This is a genomic window from Stagnihabitans lacustris, assembly GCF_025950525.1.
Classification (GTDB): domain Bacteria; phylum Pseudomonadota; class Alphaproteobacteria; order Rhodobacterales; family Rhodobacteraceae; genus Stagnihabitans.
The window spans coordinates 246,022-272,326 of record NZ_JAPDGS010000004.1; the positions used below are offsets into that span (position 1 = coordinate 246,022).

The 26,305-nt window shown below is 65.8% G+C and carries 29 protein-coding genes and 1 tRNA gene; 15 read left to right on the top strand and 15 right to left on the bottom strand.

Annotated features, from left to right (window positions below; all coding sequences use genetic code 11):
* Nucleotides 1-182 precede the first annotated feature (182 nt).
* Together NX862_RS12175 and NX862_RS12180 are read left to right on the top strand one after the other, a co-directional pair.
* Nucleotides 183-1,175, top strand: coding sequence for an MBL fold metallo-hydrolase (locus NX862_RS12175; RefSeq protein WP_264494176.1), 993 nt, complete (start codon nt 183-185; stop codon nt 1,173-1,175).
* Between the two features lie 103 nt (nt 1,176-1,278).
* A tRNA-Asn gene (locus NX862_RS12180) sits at nt 1,279-1,353 on the top strand.
* 349 nt (nt 1,354-1,702) lie between these two features.
* Here the strand turns inward: NX862_RS12180 and dgoD are convergent.
* Together dgoD and NX862_RS12190 are read right to left on the bottom strand one after the other, a co-directional pair.
* Nucleotides 1,703-2,851: a galactonate dehydratase gene (gene dgoD / locus NX862_RS12185; RefSeq protein WP_264494177.1), complete on the bottom strand. Its 1,149-nt coding sequence runs from the start codon at nt 2,849-2,851 to the stop codon at nt 1,703-1,705.
* Entirely contained in the window at nt 2,848-3,582 is a 735-nt protein-coding gene (locus NX862_RS12190) for a FadR/GntR family transcriptional regulator (RefSeq protein WP_264494178.1), read from the bottom strand. The genes dgoD and NX862_RS12190 overlap by 4 nt, the downstream gene beginning before the upstream one ends.
* 189 nt (nt 3,583-3,771) lie before the next feature.
* Between NX862_RS12190 and NX862_RS12195 the strand changes: the two genes are divergently transcribed.
* The 5 genes from NX862_RS12195 to NX862_RS12215 are packed head-to-tail and all read left to right on the top strand — an operon-like array spanning nt 3,772 to nt 8,822.
* Complete coding sequence (locus tag NX862_RS12195; protein ID WP_264494179.1) at nt 3,772-4,758, top strand: arabinose ABC transporter substrate-binding protein; 987 nt, start codon at nt 3,772-3,774, stop codon at nt 4,756-4,758.
* A 58-nt stretch (nt 4,759-4,816) separates the two neighbouring features.
* Nucleotides 4,817-6,301, top strand: coding sequence for an L-arabinose ABC transporter ATP-binding protein AraG (araG, locus tag NX862_RS12200; protein ID WP_264494180.1), 1,485 nt, complete (start codon nt 4,817-4,819; stop codon nt 6,299-6,301).
* A 4-nt stretch (nt 6,302-6,305) separates the two neighbouring features.
* Nucleotides 6,306-7,256, top strand: a complete 951-nt coding sequence (gene araH / locus NX862_RS12205) for an L-arabinose ABC transporter permease AraH (protein WP_264494181.1) — start codon at nt 6,306-6,308, stop codon at nt 7,254-7,256.
* Nucleotides 7,257-8,045 (top strand): aldose 1-epimerase, encoded by a 789-nt coding sequence (locus NX862_RS12210; RefSeq protein ID WP_264494182.1) that lies wholly within the window; start codon nt 7,257-7,259, stop codon nt 8,043-8,045.
* 3 nt (nt 8,046-8,048) lie between these two features.
* Nucleotides 8,049-8,822: an SDR family oxidoreductase gene (locus NX862_RS12215; protein WP_264494183.1), complete on the top strand. Its 774-nt coding sequence runs from the start codon at nt 8,049-8,051 to the stop codon at nt 8,820-8,822.
* A gap of 112 nt (nt 8,823-8,934) precedes the next feature.
* On the opposite strand, the gene NX862_RS12220 is transcribed toward NX862_RS12215, so the two are convergent.
* From NX862_RS12220 to NX862_RS12240, 5 genes are all read right to left on the bottom strand, one after another.
* Nucleotides 8,935-10,014, bottom strand: a complete 1,080-nt coding sequence (locus NX862_RS12220; RefSeq protein WP_264494320.1) for an ABC transporter ATP-binding protein — start codon at nt 10,012-10,014, stop codon at nt 8,935-8,937.
* 14 nt (nt 10,015-10,028) lie between these two features.
* On the bottom strand, nt 10,029-10,835 hold the full coding sequence (locus tag NX862_RS12225) for an ABC transporter permease (RefSeq protein WP_264494184.1): 807 nt from the start codon (nt 10,833-10,835) through the stop codon (nt 10,029-10,031).
* The gene (locus tag NX862_RS12230) at nt 10,832-11,779 is read right to left on the bottom strand and encodes an ABC transporter permease (RefSeq protein ID WP_264494185.1); all 948 of its coding nucleotides are present in this window, start codon (nt 11,777-11,779) and stop codon (nt 10,832-10,834) included. Before NX862_RS12230 ends, NX862_RS12225 begins: the two co-directional genes overlap by 4 nt.
* Nucleotides 11,780-11,934: 155 nt before the next feature.
* Nucleotides 11,935-12,183: a hypothetical protein gene (locus NX862_RS12235; protein ID WP_264494186.1), complete on the bottom strand. Its 249-nt coding sequence runs from the start codon at nt 12,181-12,183 to the stop codon at nt 11,935-11,937.
* 151 nt (nt 12,184-12,334) lie between these two features.
* Nucleotides 12,335-13,726 carry an aminotransferase-like domain-containing protein gene (locus tag NX862_RS12240; protein ID WP_264494187.1) on the bottom strand — a complete coding sequence of 464 codons (1,392 nt, stop codon included), beginning with the start codon at nt 13,724-13,726 and terminating at the stop codon, nt 12,335-12,337.
* A gap of 90 nt (nt 13,727-13,816) precedes the next feature.
* Here NX862_RS12240 and NX862_RS12245 point away from each other — a divergent pair, with 90 nt between their 5' ends.
* Nucleotides 13,817-14,029: a DUF1127 domain-containing protein gene (locus NX862_RS12245; protein ID WP_264494188.1), complete on the top strand. Its 213-nt coding sequence runs from the start codon at nt 13,817-13,819 to the stop codon at nt 14,027-14,029.
* A 183-nt stretch (nt 14,030-14,212) separates the two neighbouring features.
* Here the strand turns inward: NX862_RS12245 and NX862_RS12250 are convergent, their stop codons facing one another.
* The 6 genes from NX862_RS12250 to NX862_RS12275 all read right to left on the bottom strand — a co-directional run bounded on the left by NX862_RS12250 (nt 14,213) and on the right by NX862_RS12275 (nt 18,325).
* Nucleotides 14,213-14,980 (bottom strand): glycosyltransferase family protein, encoded by a 768-nt coding sequence (locus NX862_RS12250; RefSeq protein WP_264494189.1) that lies wholly within the window; start codon nt 14,978-14,980, stop codon nt 14,213-14,215.
* Between the two features lie 94 nt (nt 14,981-15,074).
* Nucleotides 15,075-15,557, bottom strand: a complete 483-nt coding sequence (gene rpsI / locus NX862_RS12255; RefSeq protein ID WP_264494190.1) for a 30S ribosomal protein S9 — start codon at nt 15,555-15,557, stop codon at nt 15,075-15,077.
* Nucleotides 15,558-15,559: 2 nt separating this feature from the next.
* Nucleotides 15,560-16,024, bottom strand: coding sequence for a 50S ribosomal protein L13 (gene rplM / locus NX862_RS12260; protein ID WP_264494191.1), 465 nt, complete (start codon nt 16,022-16,024; stop codon nt 15,560-15,562).
* A gap of 154 nt (nt 16,025-16,178) precedes the next feature.
* Nucleotides 16,179-16,949 (bottom strand): SseB family protein, encoded by a 771-nt coding sequence (locus NX862_RS12265; RefSeq protein ID WP_264494192.1) that lies wholly within the window; start codon nt 16,947-16,949, stop codon nt 16,179-16,181.
* A gap of 81 nt (nt 16,950-17,030) precedes the next feature.
* Nucleotides 17,031-17,483, bottom strand: coding sequence for a hypothetical protein (locus tag NX862_RS12270; protein ID WP_264494193.1), 453 nt, complete (start codon nt 17,481-17,483; stop codon nt 17,031-17,033).
* Nucleotides 17,480-18,325, bottom strand: a complete 846-nt coding sequence (locus NX862_RS12275; RefSeq protein WP_264494194.1) for an AAA family ATPase — start codon at nt 18,323-18,325, stop codon at nt 17,480-17,482. The genes NX862_RS12270 and NX862_RS12275 overlap by 4 nt, the downstream gene beginning before the upstream one ends.
* Nucleotides 18,326-18,478: 153 nt before the next feature.
* Between NX862_RS12275 and dksA the strand changes: the two genes are divergently transcribed.
* The 7 genes from dksA to NX862_RS12310 all read left to right on the top strand — a co-directional run bounded on the left by dksA (nt 18,479) and on the right by NX862_RS12310 (nt 24,370).
* On the top strand, nt 18,479-18,901 hold the full coding sequence (gene dksA, locus NX862_RS12280) for an RNA polymerase-binding protein DksA (RefSeq protein WP_264494195.1): 423 nt from the start codon (nt 18,479-18,481) through the stop codon (nt 18,899-18,901).
* A 423-nt stretch (nt 18,902-19,324) separates the two neighbouring features.
* Nucleotides 19,325-20,500: an FAD-dependent monooxygenase gene (locus NX862_RS12285; RefSeq protein ID WP_264494196.1), complete on the top strand. Its 1,176-nt coding sequence runs from the start codon at nt 19,325-19,327 to the stop codon at nt 20,498-20,500.
* Nucleotides 20,501-20,591: 91 nt separating this feature from the next.
* Nucleotides 20,592-21,950, top strand: coding sequence for a DUF2927 domain-containing protein (locus tag NX862_RS12290; protein WP_264494197.1), 1,359 nt, complete (start codon nt 20,592-20,594; stop codon nt 21,948-21,950).
* A 21-nt stretch (nt 21,951-21,971) separates the two neighbouring features.
* Nucleotides 21,972-22,133 (top strand): hypothetical protein, encoded by a 162-nt coding sequence (locus tag NX862_RS12295; protein WP_264494198.1) that lies wholly within the window; start codon nt 21,972-21,974, stop codon nt 22,131-22,133.
* Nucleotides 22,134-23,303, top strand: a complete 1,170-nt coding sequence (locus tag NX862_RS12300) for a vWA domain-containing protein (RefSeq protein ID WP_264494199.1) — start codon at nt 22,134-22,136, stop codon at nt 23,301-23,303.
* Entirely contained in the window at nt 23,300-23,686 is a 387-nt protein-coding gene (locus tag NX862_RS12305; RefSeq protein ID WP_264494200.1) for a hypothetical protein, read from the top strand. The genes NX862_RS12300 and NX862_RS12305 overlap by 4 nt, the downstream gene beginning before the upstream one ends.
* A gap of 78 nt (nt 23,687-23,764) precedes the next feature.
* On the top strand, nt 23,765-24,370 hold the full coding sequence (locus tag NX862_RS12310; RefSeq protein WP_264494201.1) for a DedA family protein: 606 nt from the start codon (nt 23,765-23,767) through the stop codon (nt 24,368-24,370).
* A gap of 103 nt (nt 24,371-24,473) precedes the next feature.
* On the opposite strand, the gene NX862_RS12315 is transcribed toward NX862_RS12310, so the two are convergent.
* Together NX862_RS12315 and NX862_RS12320 are read right to left on the bottom strand one after the other, a co-directional pair.
* Entirely contained in the window at nt 24,474-25,016 is a 543-nt protein-coding gene (locus NX862_RS12315; RefSeq protein ID WP_264494202.1) for an RSP_2648 family PIN domain-containing protein, read from the bottom strand.
* A 15-nt stretch (nt 25,017-25,031) separates the two neighbouring features.
* Complete coding sequence (locus NX862_RS12320; protein ID WP_264494203.1) at nt 25,032-26,273, bottom strand: RSP_2647 family RNA methyltransferase; 1,242 nt, start codon at nt 26,271-26,273, stop codon at nt 25,032-25,034.
* Between the last annotated feature and the right edge of the window lie 32 nt (nt 26,274-26,305).

Here is a 26,305-nt window from a genome sequence, read left to right on the forward strand (position 1 = left end):
CAAGGCAGGGGTAGAGATTCGAGACGGATGGCGGTGCGGGGGGCAGCGATCCGACGTCGTGGCACGATGCTAGCGCAAGCAGCGCCTGGGCTCCAGCCCACCCTTGCCCAGCCCACTCTTGCCCAGCCCACCCTTCCACGCCCACCCTTGCATAGCCCCGCAAGCCCCGCCATCCTTGCCCCATGGAACCGATCCTTTGCGTGACCGCCCCCAATCCCGGCCCCTTTACCGGCCAGGGCACGAATTCCTGGCTTTTGGGCGCGGATGACCTGGTCCTGATCGACCCTGGCCCCGCCCTGCCCGCGCATGAGGCGGAGCTGGTGCGCGCCATCGCCGGGCGGCGGGTGCTTGCGGTGCTTGTGACCCATGCGCACCGCGACCATTGCGACCTGGCCTTGCCTCTGGCGCGGCGGCTGGGTGCGCCGGTTCATGCCGCGGCCGATGCCTTTGGCGGCCGCCCCCCGCATGGCCCCCCCGGGACCGAGGTCGATGCCACCTTCCGCCCCGACCATGCGCTGACCGATGGACAGATGCTGGAGTTCGGCGGCCTGCGCCTGCGGGCGCTGCACACGCCCGGCCACCTTGGCGGTCATTTCTGCTTTGCCTTTGGCGATGCGCTCTTTTCGGGCGATCATGTCATGGGCTGGTCGACGACCGTGGTCTTTCCGCCCGAGGGCGACATGGCGGCCTATCGCGCCAGCCTGGCGCGGCTGGCGCGCGGGGACTGGCGGCGCATCCTGCCCGGTCATGGACCCGAGATCGCCAACCCCATGGCGCGCCTGGCCGCGCTTGCCGCCCATCGCGACGCCCGCGAGGCGCAGGTGCTGACCGCGCTGGCCCGCGGCCCGGCCACAGCGCGCGACATCGCGGCGCAGGTCTATCCGGAGCTGAACCCGGACCTGATCAGTGCGGCGACCGCCAATGTCCTGGCCCATCTGGTGCAATTGCAGGCCGAGGGCCGGATTGCGCCCTTCTCCGCGGCGCTGGGGGACTTGATTGCGCCGCCCCGGGCCGCGGCAATGACCGCAGGGCAGCCCGGCGCCCAAGCCGCCCCCGCTGCGGCTGCGGCAAAGCCCCCTGGCCCAAAGGACCCCGAATTCACCCCGCTAACCCGCTTTGCCCTGACCCTTCCAGCGCCCCCCGCCCTGAAGACCCCGCCCCAAGCCCCTGTTTAGACGCGCCTTTCCCGGGTTTTCAAAAATTTTCACACGCGCCCCGGTTTTTTCACCTGCCCCCCCTTGCCCCCCCCGAAACCCGCCGCTATACACCCCCACATGTTCCGGCGTAGCTCAGCGGTAGAGCAGCTGACTGTTAATCAGCTGGTCGTTGGTTCGATCCCAACCGCCGGAGCCAAATCCCCCTTCGGGGGTGATTTGGAGGAAACCTTGGGTTTCCAACCCGCCCGCCCGATGGCAGGCACCCCGAATGGATCTGGAACAACTTGTTGACAGGCTTTGTGCGGCCTTTGCCGTTTGCCATTCCCCACCGGTGATGCCGTTTTGAGGCGTGGGATGCGCACATCCCCATACGACCCATTCTCAGACGCCCCCCTCAGAGCCCCTGACCCCGACGCCCACCCACCAGACGCCACACCAGACGCCCGCCCACACGCCCCTCATCGCAAACATGGACGGCCCCGGGGGTCAGGCTTCCCAGGCAGCCCCCCCCAAGTCCGCCCCAAGCCGCCCCCCCACACGCGCCCTCACCACTCGGCGAAAGAGCCGTCCTTGTGGCGCCAGATCGGGTTGCGCCAGCGGTGGCCGATCTTGGCCCGCTCGCGCACGTAATCCTCGTTGACCTCGACGCCCAGACCCGGACCATCGGGGATTGCCACCATGCCATCGGCATAGGCGAAGACATCCTTGTTCAGCGCGTAGTCCATCAGGTCATTGGCGCCGTTGTAATGGATGCCCAGACTCTGCTCCTGGATGAAGGCGTTGTAGCTGACCGCGTCCAGCTGCAAACAGGCGGCCAGCGCAATCGGACCCAGCGGGCAATGTGGCGCCACGGCGACGTCAAAGGCCTCGGCCATGGTGGCGATCTTGCGACATTCGGTGATGCCGCCGGCATGGGACAGGTCGGGCTGGATGATATCCACCACCGCCTCTTGCAGCACCGACTTGAAATCCCAGCGCGAATACAGCCTTTCCCCCAGCGCAATCGGCGCCGAGGACAGCGCTGCAATCTCGCGCAGCGCCTCACGGTTTTCGCTCAGAACCGGTTCCTCGATGAACATCAGCTTGTAGGGCTCCAGTTCCTTGACCATCGCGCGGGCCATGGGGCGGTGAACGCGGCCATGGAAATCGACGGCGATCCCGACCGAGGGGCCGACGGCGGCGCGAACCAGGGCCACGCGCTCTATCGCCGCGTCGATCTTGGCGTGGCTGTCGACGATCTGCAGCTCTTCGGTGCCGTTCATCTTCAGCGCGGTGAAGCCCTGGGCCACCATGTCGCGCGCGCCATCGGCCACATCGGAGGGCCTGTCGCCGCCGATCCAGGAATAGACCCTGATCCGATCACGACATTTGCCGCCCAAAAGCTCATGCACCGGAACCCCCAAGGCGCGGCCCTTGATGTCCCACAAAGCCTGGTCGATGCCGGCCAGGGCGCTCATATGCACCGCGCCGCCGCGGTAAAAGCCGCCACGATACAGGACCTGCCACAGATCCTCGATCCGGCGCGGGTCCTGGCCCACCAGGTAATCGGCCATCTCATGCACCGCGGCCTGAACGGTCAGGGCGCGGCCCTCGACGATGGGTTCGCCCCAGCCGCTGACCCCGGCGTCGGTCTCGATCTTCAGGAACAGCCAGCGCGGCGGGACAAGGAAGGTGGACAGTTTGGTGATCTTCATGACGGCTCCGCTTGGGTCATCGCTTTGGCCAGCTCCAGGTCACGGGCGGCAAGGTCCAGGATATCTTCGGCGGCCCGTCGCGCGGCAGGACCATCGCGCAGGCGCAGCGCCTCGACCAGGGCGCGGTGGACGCGGATCGCGGCGCTGCGTTCATCCGGTGACAGGGTCGATGTCGCGTTCATGGTGAAGGTCAGCGCCGCGTCGATCAGCCCGCCGATCTGGCGGTAAACCGGGTTGTGGCTGGCGGTATAGAGCACGCGGTGAAAGGTGATGTCATGGCGGGTAAAGGCCTGAACGTCGCCCCCCGCCGCCTGCATCCCCGCCCAGGCCTCTTCGATCTGCGCCAGTTCCGTCAGGCTGGCCCGTTTGGCGGCCAGTTCGGCCACCAGCGGCTCGATCCCCAGACGGGTTTCCAGGATCGCATCGAACAGCCGCTGATCCAAGGCGCCTTGCGGATGCCATTCGATGATCTGCGGGTCCAGGATGTTCCACAGCTCGGGGTCGGCCACCATGGTCCCCACCCGCGACCGCGTCACGATCAGCCCCTTGGCGTCCAGCTTTTTCAAGGCCTCGCGGATCACGGTGCGACTGACGCCATAAGCCGCGCACAGGTCAGGCTCACGCGGGAGCATCACGCCCGGGGCAAAGCGGCCCGACAGGATATCGCCCGCCAAGGCGCGCACCACATCGGGCATCACCCTTGGCCTGCGGGCCTTGGTCTCTTCTGTCATCGCATCCTCCCTGCGCGGCCTTTGTCGCGCAATCCGCCACCAAAGGCCACCGAAAGCCATCGGGACCTTCGGCCCCTCTCCCTTCGCATATGCCATTCATCATATCAAGCCTGTTGACTGGTATGATGAATGAGTCTAGCAAACACATCATGGCGGGTTTGGAGGCCCGCCCCACCCGGAGGAAACACCATGCGATTGCTGAAGACGGCGCTGTTGACCGGCGCTTTTGCGGCCTCGATGATGATGACGGCGGCGGTTGCCCAAGACATCAAGATCGGCTTCATCGTGAAGCAGCCCGAAGAACCCTGGTTCCAGGACGAATGGAAATTCGCCCAACAGGCCGCGGACGAAAAGGGCTTTACCCTGGTCAAGATCGGCGCCGAAGATGGCGAAAAGCTGATCGCGGCCATCGACAACCTGGGGGCGCAGGGCGCGCAGGGCTTCATCGTCTGCACGCCGGATGTCAAGCTGGGGCCGGCGCTGGTCGCCAAGGCCGAGGCCAATGGGCTAAAGATGATGACGGTCGATGACCGGCTGGTCGATGCCTCGGGCGCGGCGATTGAATCGGTGCCGCATATGGGGATTTCGGCGACCAAGATCGGCGAGGCCGTGGGTCAGGCGATCCTGGACGAGGCCAAGGCGCGCGGCTGGGCTCTGGCAGAGGTCGGCGCCATCCGCGTGTCCTATGACCAGTTGCCCACCGCCGTGGACCGGGTCGAGGGCGCGATTGCCACGCTGAAGGCCGGGGGCTTCCCCGAAGCGAATATCTTTGACGCCCCCCAGGCCAAGACCGACACCGAAGCCGCGCTGAACGCCGCGACCACGGTGCTGAACGCCCATCCCGAGATCAAGCATTGGGTGGCCTTTGGTCTGAACGACGAGGCGGCTTTGGGCGCGGTGCGCGCGACCGAAAGCGTCGGCATCACGGCCGATAACGTCATCGCGGTCGGCATCGGCGGCGCGGAATCCGCGATCAACGAGTTCAAAAAGCCCGATCCGACCGGCTTTGTCGGCACGATCATCATCTCGCCCAAGCGGCACGGCTATGAAACCGCGCTGAACATGTTCGACTGGGTCGCGAACGACAAGGCGCCCGAGGCCCTGATCCTGACGGCAGGCGCCCTGGCCACGCGGTCGACCTATGAAGCGGTCCGCAAGGATCTGGGCATCGAATAACGGCATCGCGTAACGGCTTGGGGCGGCCTTGGTCGCCCCAACACCTTGGGAGGGGATGATGTTTCTGGAATTCGACGGTCTGACAAAGACTTACCCCGGCGTGACGGCGCTGTCCGGCGTCAGTTTCGGCGTCGCAAAGGGCGCGGTCCATGGGCTGATGGGGGAAAACGGCGCGGGGAAATCCACGCTGATCAAGATCCTGTCGGGCGATGTGGCGGCCAATGCGGGCGGCCTGCGCATCGACGGCACCCAGCAGACCTATGCCACCACCCGCGATGCCTTTGACGCGGGCGTCATCGTCATCCACCAGGAATTGCAGCTTGTTCCAGAGCTGAGCGTGGCCGAAAACCTGACGCTTGGCCGCTTTCCTGCACAGGCTGGCGTGATCGCGCGCCGCCGGATGCAAGAGATGGTCGCCGCCCGCCTGCAGGCCGCGGGCATCGACATCGACCCGCGGGCCAAGGTCGCCACCCTGTCGATCGGCGAACGTCAGATGGTCGAAATCGCCAAGGCCGTCATGCTGGACGCCCGCGTCATCGCGCTGGACGAGCCGACCTCGTCGCTGTCCTCACGCGAAAGCGAGGTGCTGTTCGCGCTGATCGGCAGGCTAAGGGCCGAGGGCAAGGTGATCCTGTATGTCTCGCACCGGATGGACGAGATCTTCCGGCTGTGCGACGGGCTGACCGTGCTGCGCGATGGCAAATTGGCCGCCCATCACGCGACACTGGACGGCGTGACCCGCGACCAGGTCGTCTCCGAAATGGTCGGGCGCAAGATTTCCGACATCTGGGGTTACAGGCCCCGAACCCCCGGCGCTGTGCGGCTGCAGGCCCAGGGCATCACCAGCCCCGCCCTGCCCGAACCCGCCTCTTTCCAGGTCCGCGCCGGGGAAATCCTGGGCTTCTTCGGCCTGATCGGCGCGGGCCGGTCCGAACTGATGCGGGCGCTCTTTGGCGCCGACCCGCGCCGGGGCAGCCTGCGCATCGACGGGGCCGAGATCACCGCCCAGACCCCCCGCGCCATGATCCGCGCCGGTCTGGTCCTGTGTTCCGAGGACCGCAAACACGACGGCATCCTTCAGGGCCGGTCGATCGAGGAGAACATCGCGATCTCTTCGCGCCGCCACACATCCCGGTTCGGCATCCTGAACCGCCGCGCCGAGGCCGACACCGCCGACACCTATATCTCACGCCTGCGCATCCGCACCCCTTCGCGCGCGCAAGACATCCTGAACCTGTCGGGCGGCAATCAGCAAAAGGTGATCCTGGCCCGCTGGCTGTCCGAACAGGGCGTCAAGGTGATGATCGTCGACGAGCCGACGCGCGGCATCGACGTCGGCGCCAAGGCGGAAATCTATGACCTGCTGTTTGGCCTGGCCGAACAGGGCCTGGCCGTCATCGTCGTGTCCTCTGACCTGCCCGAGGTCATGGGCATCTGCGACCGCATCCATGTCATGTGCCAAGGCCGCATCCGCACCGACCTGCATCGTGCCGATTTCACCGAACACGCCATCCTTTCCGCCGCCCTTCCAGACCGGAGCTGACCCCATGCAAAACCACCTGAAAAAGCTGCTTCTGGGCGAACAGGGGCTTGTCGTGATCTTTGCTCTGGCCTTTGCGCTGGTGTCGGTGATGGTGCCGAACTTTCTGACCGAACGGAACATGCTGGGGCTGTTGCAATCGGTGGTCACGGTGGGGATCGTGGCCTGCACCATGATGTTTTGCCTGGCCGCGCGGGATTTCGACCTGTCGGTGGGGTCCATCGTGGCCTTTGCGGGGATGGTCGCGGTCATGGCCTCCAATGCCACGGGGTCCATCATTCTGGGGATCGCGGCGGCCTTGGTCTGCGGCGCGGTCGTGGGGTTCATCAACGGGGTTGTCATCGCGAAGTTCCGCATCAACGCGCTGATCACCACGCTGGCCACGATGCAGATCGTGCGGGGCCTGGCGCTGATCGCCTCGGACGGCAGGGCGGTGGGGATCAACGACCCGGCCTTCTTCAACATCGCGCTGTCCAAGACCTTTGGCATCCCCTCGCCGATCTGGGTGCTGGTGGCCTTGTTCGCGGTCTTTGGTTTCATCCTGAACCGCACGGTCTTTGGCAAGAACACCCTGGCCATCGGTGGCAACCCCGAGGCCTCTCGGCTGGCGGGGGTCGATGTGGGGGCCACGCGGATCGCCATCTTTGCGCTGCAGGGTCTGGTTTGCGCGGTGGCGGGGGTGCTTTTGGCCTCACGCATCACATCGGGGCAACCGAATTCCGCCATCGGGCTAGAGCTGTCGGTGATCTCGGCCTGCGTGCTGGGCGGGGTGTCGCTGGCGGGGGGGCGGGCGTCGATGGCGGGGGTGATCGTGGGGGTGATGATCATGGGGATCGCAGAGAATGCGATGAATCTGCTGAACATCCCGGCCTTTTACCAGTATATCGTGCGCGGCGTGATCCTTCTGCTGGCGGTGCTGCTGGACAACCTGCGCTCGCAGGCTTTGGGGCGGCGCTGAATGGTGCTGCGCCAGGGCGCGCTTACGGTAAATGTGGACCCCCAGGGCGCGGGGATCTGTGCCACCTGGGGCGGGGTTCCGGCGATAAGCCATTGTTTCCCCATGGTTCCGCTGGGCAACCGGGTGCAGGGGAACGCCTTCACCTATGACGGCCAGACGCACCGCTTCACCCCCAACACCGACGAGCCGCTGTATCTGCATGGCGACGGTTGGCTTGGGCTTTGGCAGGCGAGGGCGACCGAAACCACAGCCCACCTGACCTTTGACCACCCCGCGCCTGCGGCCTCGCCCCACCGCTACCGCGCAACGATGGACCTGGCGCTAGGCCCCGCAAGGCTGACCGTCACCCTGTCCGTCACCAACACCGGCCCCGCCTTGCCCTTTGGCCTGGGCCTGCATCCGTTCTTTCCCCGCCACCCCAAGACCCGCGTCACAGCCCAAGCTGGCGCCTTTTGGACCGAGGGTCCGGGCCACCTTCCCGGGTCGCCCGGCCCGATCCCGGGGACGATGACCCTGAACGGCCCGCTGCCCGACCACGGCCTGAACAACGCCTATCAGGATTGGTGCGGCCGGGCCCGCATCGACCAGCCCGACCTGCGCATCGACCTGAGCGCCGAACCGCTTTTTGCACATCTGATGGTCTATGCGCCAAAGGGCGGCGACCAGTTTTGCCTTGAACCCATGACCCATCTGCCCAATGCCTTGGCGCGCGGCCTGCCCATGGCTGTCCTTGACCCGGGCGAAAGCCTGTCGGGCAAGGTCGTGTTCGACTTTACGCAACCGGAGTGACCCATGGTTGACCAACCGACCCCAGGCCGCCTGACAGGCAAACGCATCTTCCTGACCGGCGCCGCGCAGGGCATTGGCCTTGCCATCGCCAAAGCCTGCCTGGCCGAGGGCGCAAGCCTTTTGGCCGTCGACCGCGACGGGGCGACGCTGGCCGGGGCGCTACCACAATCCGACCGGCTGGCCCTGGCGACGATCGACATCACCGACCGCGCCGGGATCGAGGCGGCCATGGCCGGATCGTCCATCGGCCCGATCAATGCGGTGATCAACAACGCCGGCATCAATGTCTTTGGGCCGCCGCTGCAGACCTCTGACGCCGATTGGGACCGCGCCTTCGATGTCAACGTCAAGGGCGCCTGGAATTGCATCCGCGCGGCGCTGCCCGGCATGATCGCGGCGGGCGGCGGTGCGGTGCTGAACATCGCCTCGACCCACAGCTTCACCGTGATCCCCGGCAGTTTCCCCTATCCGGTGGCCAAACATGCGCTTTTGGGCCTGACCAAATCCCTGGCGCTGGAATTTGCGCCGCAGGGCGTCAGGGTCAATGCCCTGGCCCCGGGCTATGTCCTGACGCAAAAGACGCTGGACTGGTGGGCGACCTTCCCCGACCCGCAAGCCGCCCGCGCCGCCACCATGGCCCTGCATCCCGGCGGCCGCATCGCCACGCCCGAAGAAATTGCCAAGGCCGCCGTCTTCCTGATCTCGGATGAGGTGCCCTTCATGACCGCCGCCTGCCTCGTGGTCGATGGCGGACTTGGCACCCTGCAACACGCCTGACCCCGCCCCAATCATCTTTTCATAAATATCCCGGGGGAGGTCTGGAGGGGGCTGGCCCCCTCCAGCGCGCTTCAAATAGACCAAGCGAAAGGGGCCCGAAGACCCCTTGCTGTCAGCGGAACATCACCATGGCCCCGGGGCTCCACCCCACACGACAGCGCGTGCCGATGTCCAGCACAGGCCGGCCAAAGACATTGCGCATCGACATGCGGATCGGATCGGCGCAGCCGTCCAGCGTCACGTCGTAATAGGTCATGTCGCCGTAATAGACGACCTCGGCCACGGTCCCCATGCTTTCGCGGTCCGCCGAGCCCTGACCGTCATACAGCATCGTCACCGTTTCGGGGCGAAAGCCGATCGTGGTCTTGCCGGTCGCGGGCGCCGAGGAGATCTGCTTTTCCACATCCACCTCCAGCCGACCCAGACCCGGAGCCTCGACCTCGGCGCGGCCCCCGGCCTCGGACAGGATCGTGGCGGGCAGGAAATTCATCGTGCCGATGAAATTCGCGACCTGCCGGGTCTTGGGCAGACGATACAGCGTCTCGGGGTCGTCCAGTTGGGCGATATTGCCCTCGAACATGACCGCGATCCGGTCCGACATCACAAGGGCCTCTTCCTGGTCATGGGTGACAAGGACAAAGGTGATGCCAACTTCGCGCTGCAGCTTGATCAGCTCCAGTTGCATCTGTTCGCGGATCTTCTTGTCCAAGGCCGACAGCGGTTCATCCAGCAGCAGAACCTTGGGCTTCAGGATCAGCGCGCGGGCCAGGGCCACCCGCTGACGTTGGCCCCCCGACAGCGCATGGGCCGAGCGCGCGCCATAACCGGCCAGCCCCACCATCTCCAGCGCCTGACCCACGGCGCGGGCCTTTTCCTCGCGCGAACGCGGGTCCTTGCGCAGGCCAAAGCCGACGTTTTGTTCCACGCTCAGATGGGGAAAGATCGCATAGGACTGAAACACCATATTCGTCGGCCGCTTGTTCGGCGGCACATTGGCCATGTCCTTGCCATCGACCAACACGACGCCCGAGGAAATCCCCTCGAACCCCGCAATGGTGCGCAGCAAGGTCGTCTTGCCACAGCCCGACGGGCCCAGCAGGGAAAAGAACTCACCGGCCTTGATCGTGGCATTGATGCCGCGCAGGGCGTGGTAGTCGCCGTAGTATTTCTGGACGTTGCGGAACTCGATCATATCGGGCTTGGTGGTCACAGGAAGCCTCCGGTATCCTTGGCGCCGGTGCGGGCAAGACCGCGGCGGCGGAAAAATTCGGCCGTAGCCAGAAGGGCGATCGAGACGCAGACAAGCACCGTCCCCAAGGCCATGATATTGGGCACATTCTTCGGAAAGCGCAGCTGGCCGAAGATATAGGTCGACAACAGTTTCTCACCCGAGCCCAGGAAGTTCGCGATGATGAATTCGTCGATGGCAATGGTGAAACAGATCAGCATGGCCGAGATGATCCCCGGCGCCACCAAGGGCAGGATGACCAGGTAAAAGGTCGAAAACGGCCCCTCGCCCAGGTCTTGCGCGGCCTCTTCCAGCGACTTGTCCAGCGACTGGAAGGCCGAGGTCAGGATGGCCACCGCAAAGGGCGTGCAGATCAGCACATCGCCGAGGATGATCGTGAACAGCGACAGCGGGATGCCCAGCGACAGCAGAACCACCAAGAGCGCCATGGCCATGATCATCTCGGGCAGGACCATGGGCAGCATGATCAGCCCCGACAAGGGCGCCTGGCCCTTGAAGCTGTAGCGCGTCGTGGCCCGCGCCGCGAGGATGCCCAGCAGCGTCGAGAAAAACGCCGTCGACCCCGCCACGATCAGCGAGTTCTTCAAGGCCTCACCCAGGGCGGGATCGGTAAAGACCCGGCCGAACCACTGGGTTGTGAAGCCCTTCAGCGGAAAGGCCGCCGTGGTCGAATTGTTGAAGGCAAAGATCGGCAGGATCAGGATGGGGATATACAGGAACAGCAAATACAGCACCGTATAGGTGCGCAGGACCGGGAATTTCATTTGTTCCCCTTCAGATAGCGGCGGTTCAGGAAAAGGAACAGCAGGCTGACCGCCCCCACGACCAACATCGCCGAGACCGCGATGGCCGACCCCAAGGCGCGGTTATCCGCCTTTAGCATCTGCTTTTCGATCATATTGGCGATCATCGGGATCTTGCCGCCGCCGATCAGGTTGGGCGTGATGTAATCGCCGATGGTCGGGATAAACACGATCAGGACGGCGGCAATCACGCCGCTCATCGACAGGGGCAGGGTCACGCGCAAGAAGGTGCGGAACCGCGTTTCGCCCAGGTCCTGCCCGGCCTCCAGCAAGGAACGGTCGATCTTTTCCAGCGCCACATAGATCGGCAGGATGGCAAAGGGCGCATAGGCATGCGCCAGCGTCACAACCATGGCCTGCAGCGTAAAGGCCATCTGCAACGGCTCGTCCACGATCCCCGACCCCACCAGCGCCGAGTTGATCACCCCGGTCCGGCTGATCATCACGTTCCACATGAAGACCCGAATGACATAGGACGTCCAGAACGGGATGGTGATCAAAAACAGCCACAGCGACTTTTTCGACGGCTCGACGTTGAAGGACACGAAATAGGCGACCGGATAGGCGAACAGCACGGTCGCCGCCGTCACCAGGATCGACACATACAGCGACCGCCACATCAGCGCCCGCACCACCGGGTCAGACCAGGCGCCCAGATAGGTCTCGGTCGGGACATATTGCCCCGTGGCCGCGTCCAGCTTCATCGAGGCACATTCGCCGATATAGTTGCACAGCTGAAACCGCGGGATGATTTCCAGATACCCATCGGTAAAGACGGAATACAGCAGCGTGGTCGCCAAGGGGGCGGCCAAAAGCAGAATGGCGAAGATCGCAGTTGGCGAGATCAGGAACAGGCCCGAAGCCCCCTCTGACCGCCAAAAGCCCCGCCCTTGCGGTTCAGACATCACACCCCCCGGTTTCGTTTTTGTAGTTTGATCAAATTAAGCAGGCCACGGCCCAGCGTGCAAGAGATTTGAGCAAGCAAGGCCCTCAGCCTGACCCGCAGCCTGAATTTTCAACAAAACCTTGGCGCTTTTCAAGGCGCTGCGGCGGGATAGGGTCAGAAAAGCCCGCCCTCGACCGCAATTGCCCGCTTTTTCAACTCGTCAAACAGCCGCGGCAGGACAAAGCGCGCGCCAACGGCGGCTTGCATCGCCTCGACCAGGGCCTGATCGGGCTGATGATCCAGCCGCAAGACGCGCCTTCCGCGGGCGTTTTCATGCACGATTTCGGTATGTCCGCTGCGGTCCAAACGCCAACCCAGAAAATCCGCGCCATGGGGCGCGTGAAACGTGGTCTGCAAACCCATAATATCTACCCCTTCGGGCGGTTTCTGCTCGAATTATATGCCCGTGAACACAGGCTGAACATCCGGGGGGCTTCCGTCAATCCCTTGGGCCCTGATCGCGCTTTGGTTGCGCCCTTCCGGTCACACCCCTCATGTTCAGAGGGCCACCCGTTCAGACGGCCATATCGGCAGGCGGGGCCGCCAAAAGCCCCGCAAGGTCGCGCAACCCGCCCTCCAGCCGCTTCAGGCTGACATCCCCCGCCAAGGCCATCCGCACCGCATTGGGCGCATGACCGTTCACCATCACATAATGATCCGAGGGGCGCAGCAGCATCCCGGCCTCTTCGGCGCGCCGGGCAAAGGTCGAACTGCGCCAGCCCTGCGGCAGGTTCAACCAGACAAAGGGCAGGCCGGGTTGCCAGGCGATGTCATGCGAGCCAAGGATATTGGCGGCCATCTGGGAACGCTTGGTGAAATCCTCCAGCACCCGGGCGCGGATTTCGGCGGCGGCGCCGGATTGGAACAGGTCCAGACACAGGGCCGCCACCGGTTGCGACAGCGCGAAATAGGCCTGTTGCGCGGCCAATTGCCCCGCGGGCCCCATGCCGCTGGGACACAGCACATAGCCAAAGCGCAAAGCCGCCGAGACGGTTTTCGACAGCGACCCCACATACCAGACCCGCCCCGGCGCCATGGCGCGCAAGGTGGGGACGTCGTGATCGCGCGGCGTGTAACATTCATCCTCGATGATTTGCAGATTGTATCGCTCTGCGATGGATACAATCTGACGCCGCCGCTCTTGCCCCATGCGCCCGGTCGTCGGGTTCTGCGCATCGGGCGTCAGGCACAGGACCTGAGGCATGTGGCGCCGACAGGCGGCCTCCAGAGCGTCGGGGCGGATGCCCTGTTCGTCCAGGGCGACGCCGTGAACCTCGGCCCGAGCCAGGCGGCCGGCATAGCGGAAGCCGGGGTAACACAGGTCCTCGATCAGCATGACAGGACGGTCGCCGCGCAGCACGCATTGCAAGATCAGCGTCACCGCCGATTGCCCGCCATGGGTCAGGACGACATCATGGGCCGAAACCGGCCCCAGCACCCGCGCCCCCAGCCAGTCGACGACCTGCGCCCGCAAGGCGGCCTCGCCGGATTGTGTCACATAGCCAAGCCATTGCGCGTCGACCTTCATGGAGACCCGGCGCAAACTGTCACCCAAGGCGGCGACCTGTCCGACCTCTGGCAACGAGGGCGAGCGCAGGTCCAGCCGCCCCGCCACGGGACGAAAGTCGGCCTCGGCCTCGGTCGGCGGCGGCGGACCAAGCCGCGGCGTGCGGGCGGCGACAAAGGTGCCACGGCCCACGGTGGCCTCTAGCAGACCCTCTTGCGTCAGGATGCGATAGGCGCGGGCCACGGTGCCCGGCGTCACCTTGGCCTCCCAGGCCAGATCGCGGACCGGGGGCAGCTGTGCGCCCTCGGCCAGATCACCGCGCGCAATGCGGTCGCGCAGGCCTTGCGCCAGGGCCAGGTATTTCGGACCATCCGCCTTGTCTGACAATATTGTATCCATGACAATTGTACCTCTGGTCAGTTCCGCGCGTCGATTGTATCGTTTGCCTATCCGAATAACCGGATTGTATCAATACAAATTGAGAGCATCATGACCTCCGCTGCCATCGCCTTCCAGTCCAGCCATCCCCTGCCCGCCTTTTCGCGCGCGCTGGTTGCGGTGACTGTGACCCTGGTGACGTGGCAGCTGCGACGCCGGACCCGGGCCGATCTGCGCGCCCTGCCCGACCACATGTTGCGCGACATCGGCATGACGCCGCAGGATGCCGCGGCCGAGGCGCAAAAGCCCTTCTGGCGGCCCTGAGCCCGCGGGACCTGACGCCGCAAACCTGACACCACAGAACCGGCGCGGCCTTGGCCCCCGGTTCCGCGACCGGAGGCGCTGCCGCTCCCCGGCCCCCCCTTCGGTCGCACCCATCGGAGCCTCATTTCCCCCGAGGACTCCTGACCTGGGGCCGCAACTGCGGCCCCCTTTTTCATGACAGGCCTAGCCGCGCTCTTGACGCAGCCGCGTGCTGGCAAAGCCGCCATGGCTGACCTGCCCGGGCGAGATGCAATAGCCCCTGACCACAGCTTGCGTCAGAACCCCTTGATTGCGATGGCGGCTTTCCAGCCAATGCCCCGTCAGATCACCAAGCGCGCCAACCGGCAGACCGTAAAACAGCATCCGCCAATCAACATGCGCCCGGCAGCCGTCGCGCATCACGGCGGCCAAAAGCTTGCGCGCGCCCTCGGCATGCAGCAGATAGCCAAAGGCGCCGGGCTGGGCGCGCTCCAGGTCGGGACTGCGAAACCGCGCCCAAAGCGCGGTCAGCGGCAGAACAGACGGCGCGGCCAAGGGAGCCTCACCGCGGAACGGGTCGCCGGCGGTATTGGCAAAGACCAGTTCGGCATCCAGCGGCAGATCCAGCCCCCAAAGCCAGGCGCTGTCGGTCATCAGGAAGTCGTCCTCGACGACAAGGGCCCAATCGCCGGTCTGGGCCACCGCCTCCCAGATCGCCATATGGCCCAGAAAGACCCCCAGCGTCGCGGCATTGCCCGGCGCCTCTGGCGTGCCCCGCAGCATGGCGCGCGCCGCTTGCGGCAGGTCGGCCGCCATCACGCCGGGGATGCGCCGCATTACCAGCCCCGGCAAATCCTCCAGCAGACGCTTGGCCCGGGCCAGCCGGTCGCGGTCGTGGTCAAGGTTCAGGACAAAGGTCGTCAGCGGCGCGGCAAGGCGCTGACATCGGGCGGCACGCAGGGCATCGGGCATGGGACTGACTTATCGGGGCCGAAGAATGACGCGGGATGACATGCAAAGAAAAGGGCCCGCAAGATGCGAGCCCTTTTCTGCGATGCAAAGCGGATTAGCGCTTGGAGAACTGGAAGGAACGACGGGCTTTGCGCTTACCGTATTTCTTGCGTTCGACAACACGCGAGTCGCGGGTCAGGAAGCCAGCGGCCTTCAGCGCGGGGCGCAAGGAGGGGTCGTAAAGCTGCAGCGCCTTGGACACGCCGTGCTTGACCGCACCGGCCTGGCCCGACAGACCGCCGCCGACCACGGTGGCCATGACGTCGAATTGACCTTCGACATTGGCGACGGTGAAGGCTTGCTTCAGGATCATCTGCAGCACGGGACGGGCGAAATAGGCCGCCAGTTCCTTGCCGTTGACGGTCACTTTGCCGGAACCCGGCTTGACCCAGACGCGGGCGACCGCGTTCTTGCGCTTGCCGGTGGCATAGGCGCGGCCCAGCTTGTCACGGACCGGAACCCGCACGATGGCGGCAGGCGACATGGGCGTCGAACCAACAGCCGACTTCAGATCGTCGAGAGATTTGATATCGGCCATGTTCACGCGCTCCGGGTGTTCTTCGGGTTCATCGCCTTGACGTCGATGACCGCGGGGGCTTGGGCTTCATGCGGATGCGCGGCGCCAGCATAGACACGCAGGTTCGTCATTTGCTGACGGCCCAGCTTGTTGCGCGAGATCATGCGCTCGACAGCTTTTTCCACGATGCGCTCGGGGTGGGCGCCGTCCAGGATCTGCTGCGCGGTGCGCTGCTTGATCCCGCCCGGGTGTCCGGTGTGCCAGTAATAGACTTTGTCCTGACGCTTTTTGCCGGTCATCTGCACCTTGTCGGCGTTGATGATGATGACATTGTCGCCCATATCCATGTGCGGCGTGTAGGACGGCTTGTTCTTGCCGCGCAAGATGGTCGCCGCGATCGAAGCCAAGCGGCCCAGAACGATGCCTTCGGCATCAATCAGGACCCACTTTTTCTCGATATCCGCAGGCGTTGCGGTGAAGGTTTTCATATCGGAACCCGTGGTTGGTGAAAGCGGAACCAGGGTCCCGCCGGGGATGGGGGCTTATCACCGCAAAGGGGGGCTCGGGTCAAGGGGCCGCAACAGGTTTAATAATGCGTCTATTCAATGCATTAAGTGTGGTGGTAAAATGTTACCCCAACTTTCAACGCAGCTTTGGCGGATTTTCCGGGTCCATTCCGGGCGCTGTGCTGCTCCGGGCCTGACCCGGAGCCTCGACCGGCGCGGGACCTGCGAATCCCTGGCCCGCCTCGGCCATCCGCCGCAGGATATCGGCATCGGCGGCCACGAAGAACACATCCAGGCTGGCGGCATCGAGGCCCGAGAAGGCCAGGACCTCGGTCACGGCGCGGGCAAAGCCCTCTTCGCGAGAGGGCTCAAGCCCGGCCACGGCCAGCGCATGACCCCGCGCGCCGGTGTCATATTCGACGGCCGCCAGCGCGGCCAGGCTGCCCGGCGGCAACAGCGTGGACAGCGTCCCCGCAAGCCCCTGACCCAACCGAGGGGCGGCCAGGGCCTTGATCCGGCCTTGGGCCTGTTGGGGTGCGGCCTGCGACAGCATGTCGGCCAGCCAATCGACCGAAGCGGGCGGCAGGATGGTCTCGGAGGCCGCCCCGGTCCCCAGGTTCAACCCCAGCCCCAGCCCCTGCCCGGCCAGCTGCGCCGCGATCACCCGCCCCGGTAGCGCCGCATAAGGCACCGGGGTATCGGACAGCGTCCCCAGCCGCTCTTCGCTGTCAAAGACCAGCAGCAGCGGGCCAGAGGACAGGTCAAAGGTCCGCGGCGTGATCGTCGCCCCGATGCCTTCCTCCTCCAGCACAAGGAACAGTTCCGCATCGGCAAAGGCACGCCAGAAGGCCAGCGCCTCGGCCTCGCCGCCGTTGTCCATCGCTTGGTGGGCTGCATCCAGGGTCATGGGAGGCTCCTTCTTTGCCCCTCTATTCAGGGTCAAAGTGCCGCAGGGCAAGGGGGAGACAAAGGTTTTTCGCCGAAAACTTCAGGATGCGTCGTTCGGGTTCAGGTCATGGCACCGCGCCAGGTCGGCGCCATGAACAAAGACGCGGTGACCCAGACCCGGCGGGTGATCCACAAAGACCGCAAGGCCCCGCAACTTTACAGCAAGGGCCAGGGCCCGAGCCTCTTTCTCGCTGGACCGAGTGGCCAAGAGGCGGCCGCAAATCCAGCGGTCGGCTGCGACGATCCGGCAAACCTCTTCGACCAGATCGGCCTCGGTCTCGTGGCGCGAGATGATGCTTTCCTGCCCGCGCTCGGTAAAGATCAGGTGCCAGGAATTGCCCACCTGGGCCAAGATGAACCCCTCGGCAATCGGCTCACCCGCAAAGGAATAGGCCCCCGGATCGCAGGAGGCCGCCTCCATCCACTGCCGCAGGTCCCGACGGGTCGCGGGAGGGGGAGGCGGCGCGATGCGGGGGCGAAAGTCGGGGGTCACCGCTCGCGCCTTGCCAGAAAGGCCAGCTTCTCGAACAATTGCACATCCTGTTCGTTCTTCAACAGCGCGCCGTGCAGGCGTGGCAGGTTGGTCCGCGCATCGCGCTTCAGGTCTTCGGGCGACAGGTCCTCGGCCAAAAGCAGCTTCAGCCAGTCCAGGACCTCTGACGTCGAGGGCTTTTTCTTCAGCCCAGGCGTCTCGCGGATGTCGAAGAACTGGGTCAGGGCGGCGGTCAACAGCGCCTCTTTGATGCCGGGGTAATGCATCCGGGTGATGGCGGCCAGATCCTCAGGCCCCGGAAAGCGGATGAAGTGGAAAAAGCAGCGGCGCAGGAAGGCGTCGGGCAGTTCCTTTTCGTTGTTCGAGGTGATGATGACCATGGGGCGATGCAGCGCGCGGATCGTCTCGCCGGTCTCGTAGACATGAAACTCCATCCGGTCGAGTTCTTGCAAAAGGTCATTGGGAAACTCCAGATCGGCCTTGTCGACCTCGTCGATCAGCAGCACGACACGGGCGGGCGCGGTAAAGGCCTGCCAGAGCTTCCCCGGCCGGATATAGTTGGACACGTCCCGCGCGCGGGCCTCGCCCAACTGCCCGTCCCGCAGCCGCCCCACCGCGTCATAGTCATAAAGCCCCTGCGCCGCCTTGGTCGTGGATTTGATGTGCCATTCCACCAGATCCATCCCCAACGACTCTGCCACCTGCCGCGCCAGTTCCGTCTTGCCGGTGCCCGGTTCGCCCTTGACCAGCAGGGGTTTGCCCAAAGTCAGGGCGGCATTGACAGCCAAGGCGAGTTCAGGCGCCGCCAGATAACCTGCGGTTGAACCAAATTTTCCTGCCATATCAATCCCCTGCCCTTTTGTGGTCCCGGATAGGTTAACCACGGGTGTATTTCTGCGCAACGGCTAGTGACATTCCTTGGCGCTTGGGCTAATCGGGCGGCAATCCGGCGGCGCTTGCCCAAGACGGGGCCGCCCGGGAGAAGGAGAGACGCGATGAAAGCCGAAATCTTCCTGCCAGAGGATTACCGCCCGGCCGAGGACGAGCCCTTCATGAACGACCGGCAGCTGGAGTATTTCCGCCGCAAGCTGGTCAACTGGAAGCAGGACCTCTTGGACCAAAGCGCCGAGACGATCGACAATCTGCAGGATTCGGCGCGCTCGGTTCCCGATCTGGCCGACCGGGCCTCCGAAGAGACCGACCGCGCGCTGGAGCTGCGCACCCGCGACCGTCAGCGCAAGCTGGTCAACAAGATCGACGCGGCCTTGCGCCGGATCGAGAATGGCGAATACGGCTATTGCGAGGTTTCGGGGGAACCCATCAGCCTGAAGCGTCTGGACGCAAGGCCGATTGCGACCATGACGCTGGAGGCACAGGAAAAGCACGAACGCCGCGAGAAAGTGCACCGCGACGAGTGACATTCGGATCGAACGCCGGGCCGCAGGGTCCGGCGTTTTCGTTTGGGGCTGGTCGGGTCATGCGTGGCAGGCGGATCATGGGAGTAGGGCGGGTTTCAACCTGCAGCTTGGGGGCGAGCTGCGTGCTGGTCCTTGGCAGGCCGGCCCGAAAGGTTTCACACCCTGACCGATCTCCTGGTGGACACCCTGGGAGGGTTTCACACCCTGACCGATCTTGTTGCGGACACCCCGGGAGGGTTTCACACCCTGACCGATCTTGTTGCGGACACCCTGGGAGGGTTTCACACCCCCCCCGATCTCCTGGCGGACACCCCGGGAGGGTTTCACACCCTCCCGGACCCTCCCGTGGGATATTTTTGAAAAGATGAAATCCAAGTGCGCGGAGCGGTCTGCGCGGTGCCGGATAGGTTGGGAGTGCGGAAGATGGGTCAGATTGCGGGGCGCAGGGTGACGGTGCTGGGCGCCGGGGTTGCGGGGCTTGCGGTGGCGCGGGCGCTGGCGCTGCGTGGGGCCATTGTGACCGTGCTGGAACAGGCCGAGGCGATCCGCGAGGTGGGGGCGGGTTTGCAGGTCTCGCCCAATGGGGCGGGGGTGCTGCAGGCGCTGGGGCTGGGGGCGGCCTTGAACGCCGTGACCTGCCGGGGCGCTGCGGTGGAGTTGTGGGATGGGCTGGCGGAGAGCCGCCTTGTGCGGATGCCGGTGGGCGATCTGGACCCTGCGCGCGGCTGGCATTTCCTGCACCGGGCCGACCTGATCGAGGTCTTGCGGGCGGGCGCCGTGGCCGCGGGGGTTCAGCTGCGGCTTTGGCACCGCGCGGCCTCGGTCAGTCTTGCGGGGGCGCGGCCCATGCTGATGCTGGATCAGGGCCATCAGGAGGCCGATATCCTGATCGGCGCCGATGGGCTTCATTCGGTGACGCGGGCGGCCTTGAACGGGCCGGTGGCGCCGTTTTTCACCCGGCAGGCGGCCTGGCGGGCGGTGATCCCGAATGACCCCGCCCGCGATGGCATCGACCGGGCCGAGGTTCATCTTGGCCCCGGGCGGCATCTGGTGAGCTATCCTCTGCGCGGCGGCACTTTGCGCAACATCGTGGCCGTCGAAGAGCGTGACCACTGGGTCGAGGAAAGCTGGTCCCTGCGCGCCGATCCTTTGGAGCTGCGCTTGGCCTTTGAGGACTTCGGTCCCCGGGTGCGGGCTTGGTTGGACCGGGTGGAGGAAACCCATCTGTGGGGCCTTTTCCGTCATCCCGTCGCACAGGTCTGGGCGCGGCAGATGCCCGAGGGCGCGGTGGCGATCCTGGGCGACGCCGCCCATCCGACGCTGCCCTTTCTGGCCCAGGGCGCCTGCATGGCGTTGGAGGATGCCTGGGTTCTGGCCGAGGCGCTGGACCGGGGCGACCTGCCCGCCTATCAGACCCTGCGTGAGGCGCGCTGCCGGCGCATCGTCGAGGCCGCCAACACCAATGCCCGGCTTTGGCACCTGCGGGGGGTGTCGCGGGCCGTGGCGCATCTGGGGCTGCGCGGGATTGGCGCCTTGGCACCGGGGGCGCTTTTGGGGCGGTTTGACTGGCTGTATAAGGCCGATGTCACGGATATCTAAAGCTTGACAAAGACTTGCCTTGATCCTGCCATGGCGGGGCGCTTGACTGGGTCTCTGTTGCAACCCCAGGCGGCGCCTGGGCGGAGGGTCCATGCGGTTTGCGCTTGTGTTTTTGGTGATGCTCTCGGCCTGTGCTGGGGGGAATGGCGTCAGCAAGGGCGCCAGCGATCCGGCGGGGCTTGACCTGTCCGGTCCCGTCTTGGCCTTTGCGCCTGCGCCCGCCCTGCCCGTCCTGCGCGCCAACCAAGAGCTTGCCCGCGACTTCCTGGACCTGGAATTCCGCCTGGAATCCGGCCTTGCCCTGCCCGCGCTGACCCGCTTTGACGGGCCGATCCTTGTGGCGACCGAAGGCCCCGTCCCCCCCACCGCCCGCCCCGAGACCGAGGCGCTGATGAACCGCCTGCGGAGCGAGGCCGGGATCGACATCGGTTGGGGCCAAAGCGATGGCGGCACTCCCGCCACAATCACCCTGTCCTTCCAGCCCATGTCCACCCTGCGGCGGCTAGAGCCTTCTGCCGCCTGTTTCGTCGTCCCCAATGTCACGGGCCTGGCCGATTGGCGCGCCCGGCGCGGGTCTGCCGATCTGGATTGGGCGCGGATGACGGGGCGCCGTTCCGCCACGCTGTTCCTGCCGCAAGATGCCGCCCCGCAAGAGCTGCGCGACTGCCTGCACGAAGAGATGGCACAGGCCCTGGGTCCGGTGAATGACCTTTACCGCCTGCCCGACAGCGTCTTCAACGATGACAACTTCCAATCCGTCCTGACCGAGTTCGACATGCTGATGCTGCGGCTGCATTACGCGCCCGAACTGGCCAATGGCATGGGGGCGCAGGCCGTGGCGGCGCAGGTTCCCGCGATCCTGGCCCGTGAAAACCCCAAGGGCGCCATCCGCAGCAGCGCCGATCCCGGCCCCACGCCGCGCCTGTGGACCGAGGCCGTGGCCCGCGCCATGCAGGCGGGCCCGGGCCGCGAAACCGCCGCCGCGACGGTCTTGTCGCTGGCGCTGGAGGCCGGCTGGCAGGACAACCGCGCCGGTTTCGCCTGGTTCCTGCGCGGCCGTGTGCTGGCCCCCACGGACCCCATCGCCGCCCATGACGCCTATGCCCAGGCCGCCCGGGCCTACCGTGCCCTGCCCGATGGTGGCGTCCATCTGGCCCATGCGCTGATGCAATTGGCCGCACTTGACCTGGCCCGTGGCGATCTGGCCCAGGCCGAGGCCCAGGCGGCCGAGGGTCTGCCCCTGGCCCGGCGCGCGCAAAATGCCGCGCTGATCACCACCTTTACCCTGATCCAGGCCGAGATCCTGCAGGCCCGCGGTCAGGCCCAGGCGGCCGCGGCCTTGCGTCTCGACACTCTGCCCGCCGCGCGCTATGGCTTCGGCTCAGGCGCGAAGATCCGCGCAAGGGAGGCCGAGATCGCCGCAATCGCGAGGCTTGCCCCGACGGGATAGCGGCGGAGGAATGGGCCCATGATGTGGTTGGTGATTGTGGGTGCGGTGCTGGCCGGCGTGCTTTATGCGCGCAAAAAAGGCGGGCGCGGCCTCGATATGGCGCAATATGGGGCGGTCTGGGGGATTGCGGCAACGCTGGTCTCGGTTCTGGTCACGATCATCGTCACCCGGATGGCGGGTTGAATGTTCCAGCCCTTTTTCCTGACGCTCAGGAAGATGGGGCTGCCGGTCGGGCTGGGCGATTACCTGGGGTTTCTGGGGGTCTTGCAGGCCGGGCTTGCGAGCAATGATCCGGATGCCTTCTATCATCTGGCGCGGATGAGCCTGGTCAAGGACGAGCGCCAGTTCGACCGCTTTGACCGTGCCTTTGCCGAGGCTTTCGCCGGGCTGGAGGCGCTGCCGGATGCCGCCGTCCTGCAGGCGCTGGACATCCCCCTTGATTGGCTGGAGGCCGCAATGGCGCGGCATTTCACGGCCGAGGAACGCGCGGCGGTTCAGGCCATGGGCGGGCTGGACGCCTTGATGCAGGCCCTGCGCGACAGGCTGGCCGAACAAAAGGGGCGCCACGCGGGCGGGTCGAAATGGGTGGGCACCGGGGGGACCTCGCCTTTCGGGCATGGCGGCTATAACCCCGAGGGCGTGCGGATCGGCGGTCCCGGGGGCCAGCGCCGCGCGGTCAAGGTCTGGGAGGCGCGCGCCTTCCGCGACCTTGACGCCGATGCGGACCTGGCGCCGCGCAACCTGAAACTTGCCCTGCGCAGTCTGCGGCGTTGGGCGCGCACCGGGCCTCAGGTTCTGGACCTGAAGGCCACGGTCGAGGCGACCGCGCGCCAAGGCTGGCTGGATGTCCGCGAAACCCGCGCCCGGCAAAACGCGGTCAACCTGCTGCTGTTTCTGGATATTGGCGGGTCGATGGATGACCATATCCACGCCACAAGCGCGCTTTTCGGGGCCGCAAGGTCCGAGTTCCACCGCCTGACGGTCTTTTACTTCCACAACTGCCTGTATGAGACGCTGTGGACCGATGCCCCCCGCAGCCAGTCCCAACCCACGCAAGACGTCCTGCGCCGCTTTGGCCCGCAGACCCGCGCGATCTTTGTCGGCGATGCAGCGATGAGCCCCTATGAGGTCGCAGCCAAGGGCGGCAGCGTCGAACATTGGAACCCCGAACCCGGAGAGGTCTGGCTTCGTCGTGCGCGCGCGGCCTGGCCGAGGTCCATGTGGATCAACCCCGCCCCGGAAAGCGGCTGGCGGTTTACGCAATCGACCGGCATGATCGGCGACATCTTCGACGGAAAGATGGTCCCCCTGACGTTGAACGGCCTGACCCGTGGCCTGAAAGAGATCACATGACCCGTGCCGACCTTGCCTTGCTTTGGCGCCGCCACCGTGCGGCGAGTGTGGTTTTTCTGCTGGCGTCCGCGGTGACGCTGTTCTTTCTGGCGCGCATCCTCGTTTCGGCGGTTTACTGGGCGAGCCACCACGAAGAGCCCATCGCGCCCTGGATGACCGTGGGTTACATCGGCCATTCCTGGGGCATCCCCCCGCGTGAGATCGACGAAAGGGCAGGCCTGCCCCTGCCAGTCGAGGGCCATCCCCTGACGCTGCAAGAGATCGCCACCGCCCGCGGGGTGCCCGTGTCAGAGATCGTGGTGCTGGTGGAAAAGACCCTGACCGAGTTGGAGGCCGAGTTGGAGGCCGAGCGAAAGGCCGGCAAGGATGCGGCGCATGACTGACGCCCGGGACGGAACCCCGGGTCATGCCCCGGGCTACGCAGATGGCACCAAAGCCCTGATGCGACAAAGGGGGCACTGATGACCAGTTGGCTTTTGGCCCTCGTGCCGACCTATGGCGTCTGGCTGATGGCCGCGGCGACCTTCCTGTCCTGCCTGGCCCTGCCGGTGCCCTGTTCGATCCTGATGCTGACGGCAGGGGGCTTTGCCGCGGCCGGAGACCTGGACCTTTACGCGCTTCTCGCCGGAGCCCTTGCGGGCGCGGTGGCGGGGGATCAGACCGGCTACCGTCTTGGCGCACTTGGTGGCCATCCCTTGCTGGCGCGGATCGGCAAAAGCCCCGCCCGCGCCGCGCTGATCGCCCGCGCCGTGGCGCAGATGGAGACACGCGGCGCCCTGGGCATTTTCTTGACCCGCTGGCTTTTCGCCCCCGTCGGCCCCTATGCGAACTTCGCGGCGGGCGCCTTGGGCTGGTCCTGGGCGCGCTTCACCCTCTGGGGCGTCGCCGGTGAGGCGGTCTGGGTCGGGCTCTACTGCGGTCTGGGCTATGGCTTTGCCGGTAATATCCAGGCCGCCACCGATTATGCCGGCTCGCTTCTGGGCATCCTGGCCGGGGGTGCCGCCATGGCCGCCGCCGCCTGGTGGCTGGTCAACAGCCTGAAACAGGACAAGGGCAAAGGCGCCTGACGGCTTTCATACTGACCCAAATAATCTCTGGGGGTCCGGGGGGCGAAGCGCCCCCGGCGTTCATCCCCCAGCGCCCAACCATCCAGCCTTCAACCCCCGCCGCTCAGCCGTCCAGAGCCTTGCCCAACCGCCAAAGCTGCGCCTTTTTCAACAGCCGCTTCAGCGGGATATCCTCGCCCGCCATCTGGCAAGCCTGCGCATGGACCGCCGCCACCACCGCGCCGACCTCGGCGGGGTGATGCGACCACAGCTCCCACAAAAACCCATCCGGGTCGCGGCGTTCCAGCCCGTGATCGGCCAGCACCGGGCGGGGGAAGTCCTTGGCGTTGAAGGTCACGATCGCATCGGCATGGCCGCCGATTGCCACGGCAAGGACATGGTCATCATCGGGATCGGGCAGCGCCAAACGCGCCTCGATATTGGGCTGTTCGCGGACCACGGCGCGGGGGAAAGCCGCCTTGACCATCAGCGCCTCCGCCTCGGCCAGGGCCTGTGCCGCGGGGCCGATCTTGGCCGTGGCCAAGGTCCATTCGCGCAAGATGCGGTCGGACACCACAGGCTCATAAAGCCCCCGTGCAGCGACCCCCAAAAGGATCTCGCGCAGCACGGAAGGATACAGCACGCAGGCATCCAGAACCGCCCTCATTTTTGGGGTCTCATCCTAGTCCAGCCGGAAGAACAGCGCCTTCAGATAGGCGCTTTCGGCCAGATGCGGCAGCATCGGATGATCGGGCCCCGCAAACCCGGTGTGGATCAACTGCGACCGACGCCCGGCCCGCCCGATCCCCCGCGACGAGGCATTGCGGAAGGCCGACAGATCCGCCGCATGGGAACAGGAACACAGCCCCAGATAGCCCCCCGGCGCCACCAAAGACGCCGCCGCCCGCGCCACGCGTTCATAGGCGCGCAACCCCGCCTCCAGTGCGGGTTTGGCGGGTGCAAAGGCGGGCGGGTCGCAGATCACCAGATCGTAAACAGCCCCCTCGGCGGCCAGCTTTTCCATCACATCAAAGGCATCGCCCTGCCGCGTGGAAAACCCGGCAAAGCCCGAGGCCCGGGCGCCCTCTTCGGCCAGCGCCAAAGCCGCCGCCGACCCATCGACCGCAAGCGCCGAAACCGCGCCACCGGCCAAGGCCGCAAGCCCAAAACCGCCAACATGAGAGAACATGTCCAGCACCCGCGCGCCTGCCGCCAGCCGCGCCGCAAAGGCATGGTTCGGGCGCTGGTCATAAAACAGCCCGGTCTTCTGCCCGCCCACCAAGTCGGCCATATAGATGGCACCATTCATCGGCACGGCGATGGGCGCCGTCACGCCACCTTGCAGGGTGACGACCTCTTCGGTCAGCCCCTCCAGCACGCGGCTCCGGCCCGAGCCGTTCTTGATCACCGTCGTCACGCCCGTGACCTGCACCAAAGCCGCCACCAAAGGCTCCAGCAGGCTTTCGGCCCAGGCGGCATTGGGCTGCACCACGGCGGCCTCGCCAAAGCGGTCGATGATGATGCCGGGCAGGCCATCGGCCTCGGCATGGATCAAGCGGTAATGCGGCGTGGCGTGCAGACGTTCGCGCAAGGCCAGCGCCCGAGCGATGCGCACCGCAAACCAGGCCTGGTCAATCGTCGCCAGCGGGTCACGGTCCAGCATCCGGGCGATGATCTTGGACTTGGTGTTGACAGTCACCAGGCCCAAAGCCCGGCGCTCGCCATCCTCCAGCACGGCCAGCGCACCGGGCACCAGGCCCTGCGTGCGGCGGTCGGTCACAAGCTCGTCGGCATAGACCCAGGGGAAGCCATGACGAATGGCCCGCGCATCCCCTTTGGGACGCAAGCGGACCACCGGACGGTCGCCATAAGGGCGGGCTTCGGGCTCATCGGGGGCGGGGATATCGTCGGAAGGGGCGCTCATACGCCCCCTTTAGTCGCATATCGCCCCCCGGG

Excerpts from the sequence above, each read along its gene's own strand:
- NX862_RS12305 (WP_264494200.1), top strand. The coding sequence starts at position 23,300 with ATGACCCGTGCCGACCTTGCCTTGCTTTGGCGCCGCCACCGTGCGGCG.
- NX862_RS12295 (WP_264494198.1), top strand. The coding sequence starts at position 21,972 with ATGTGGTTGGTGATTGTGGGTGCGGTGCTGGCCGGCGTGCTTTATGCG.
- NX862_RS12250 (WP_264494189.1), bottom strand. The coding sequence starts at position 14,980 with ATGCCCGATGCCCTGCGTGCCGCCCGATGTCAGCGCCTTGCCGCGCCG.
- NX862_RS12245 (WP_264494188.1), top strand. The coding sequence starts at position 13,817 with ATGACCTCCGCTGCCATCGCCTTCCAGTCCAGCCATCCCCTGCCCGCC.
- rplM (WP_264494191.1), bottom strand. The coding sequence starts at position 16,024 with ATGAAAACCTTCACCGCAACGCCTGCGGATATCGAGAAAAAGTGGGTC.
- NX862_RS12310 (WP_264494201.1), top strand. The coding sequence starts at position 23,765 with ATGACCAGTTGGCTTTTGGCCCTCGTGCCGACCTATGGCGTCTGGCTG.
- NX862_RS12225 (WP_264494184.1), bottom strand. The coding sequence starts at position 10,835 with ATGAAATTCCCGGTCCTGCGCACCTATACGGTGCTGTATTTGCTGTTC.
- dksA (WP_264494195.1), top strand. The coding sequence starts at position 18,479 with ATGAAAGCCGAAATCTTCCTGCCAGAGGATTACCGCCCGGCCGAGGAC.
- NX862_RS12220 (WP_264494320.1), bottom strand. The coding sequence starts at position 10,014 with ATGATCGAGTTCCGCAACGTCCAGAAATACTACGGCGACTACCACGCC.
- NX862_RS12215 (WP_264494183.1), top strand. The coding sequence starts at position 8,049 with ATGGTTGACCAACCGACCCCAGGCCGCCTGACAGGCAAACGCATCTTC.
- NX862_RS12195 (WP_264494179.1), top strand. The coding sequence starts at position 3,772 with ATGCGATTGCTGAAGACGGCGCTGTTGACCGGCGCTTTTGCGGCCTCG.
- NX862_RS12285 (WP_264494196.1), top strand. The coding sequence starts at position 19,325 with ATGGGTCAGATTGCGGGGCGCAGGGTGACGGTGCTGGGCGCCGGGGTT.
- NX862_RS12315 (WP_264494202.1), bottom strand. The coding sequence starts at position 25,016 with ATGAGGGCGGTTCTGGATGCCTGCGTGCTGTATCCTTCCGTGCTGCGC.
- NX862_RS12290 (WP_264494197.1), top strand. The coding sequence starts at position 20,592 with ATGCGGTTTGCGCTTGTGTTTTTGGTGATGCTCTCGGCCTGTGCTGGG.
- NX862_RS12240 (WP_264494187.1), bottom strand. The coding sequence starts at position 13,726 with ATGGATACAATATTGTCAGACAAGGCGGATGGTCCGAAATACCTGGCC.
- NX862_RS12300 (WP_264494199.1), top strand. The coding sequence starts at position 22,134 with ATGTTCCAGCCCTTTTTCCTGACGCTCAGGAAGATGGGGCTGCCGGTC.
- NX862_RS12190 (WP_264494178.1), bottom strand. The coding sequence starts at position 3,582 with ATGACAGAAGAGACCAAGGCCCGCAGGCCAAGGGTGATGCCCGATGTG.
- NX862_RS12275 (WP_264494194.1), bottom strand. The coding sequence starts at position 18,325 with ATGGCAGGAAAATTTGGTTCAACCGCAGGTTATCTGGCGGCGCCTGAA.
- dgoD (WP_264494177.1), bottom strand. The coding sequence starts at position 2,851 with ATGAAGATCACCAAACTGTCCACCTTCCTTGTCCCGCCGCGCTGGCTG.
- rpsI (WP_264494190.1), bottom strand. The coding sequence starts at position 15,557 with ATGGCCGATATCAAATCTCTCGACGATCTGAAGTCGGCTGTTGGTTCG.
- NX862_RS12175 (WP_264494176.1), top strand. The coding sequence starts at position 183 with ATGGAACCGATCCTTTGCGTGACCGCCCCCAATCCCGGCCCCTTTACC.
- NX862_RS12210 (WP_264494182.1), top strand. The coding sequence starts at position 7,257 with ATGGTGCTGCGCCAGGGCGCGCTTACGGTAAATGTGGACCCCCAGGGC.
- araH (WP_264494181.1), top strand. The coding sequence starts at position 6,306 with ATGCAAAACCACCTGAAAAAGCTGCTTCTGGGCGAACAGGGGCTTGTC.
- NX862_RS12320 (WP_264494203.1), bottom strand. The coding sequence starts at position 26,273 with ATGAGCGCCCCTTCCGACGATATCCCCGCCCCCGATGAGCCCGAAGCC.
- NX862_RS12265 (WP_264494192.1), bottom strand. The coding sequence starts at position 16,949 with ATGACCCTGGATGCAGCCCACCAAGCGATGGACAACGGCGGCGAGGCC.
- NX862_RS12235 (WP_264494186.1), bottom strand. The coding sequence starts at position 12,183 with ATGGGTTTGCAGACCACGTTTCACGCGCCCCATGGCGCGGATTTTCTG.
- NX862_RS12230 (WP_264494185.1), bottom strand. The coding sequence starts at position 11,779 with ATGTCTGAACCGCAAGGGCGGGGCTTTTGGCGGTCAGAGGGGGCTTCG.
- araG (WP_264494180.1), top strand. The coding sequence starts at position 4,817 with ATGTTTCTGGAATTCGACGGTCTGACAAAGACTTACCCCGGCGTGACG.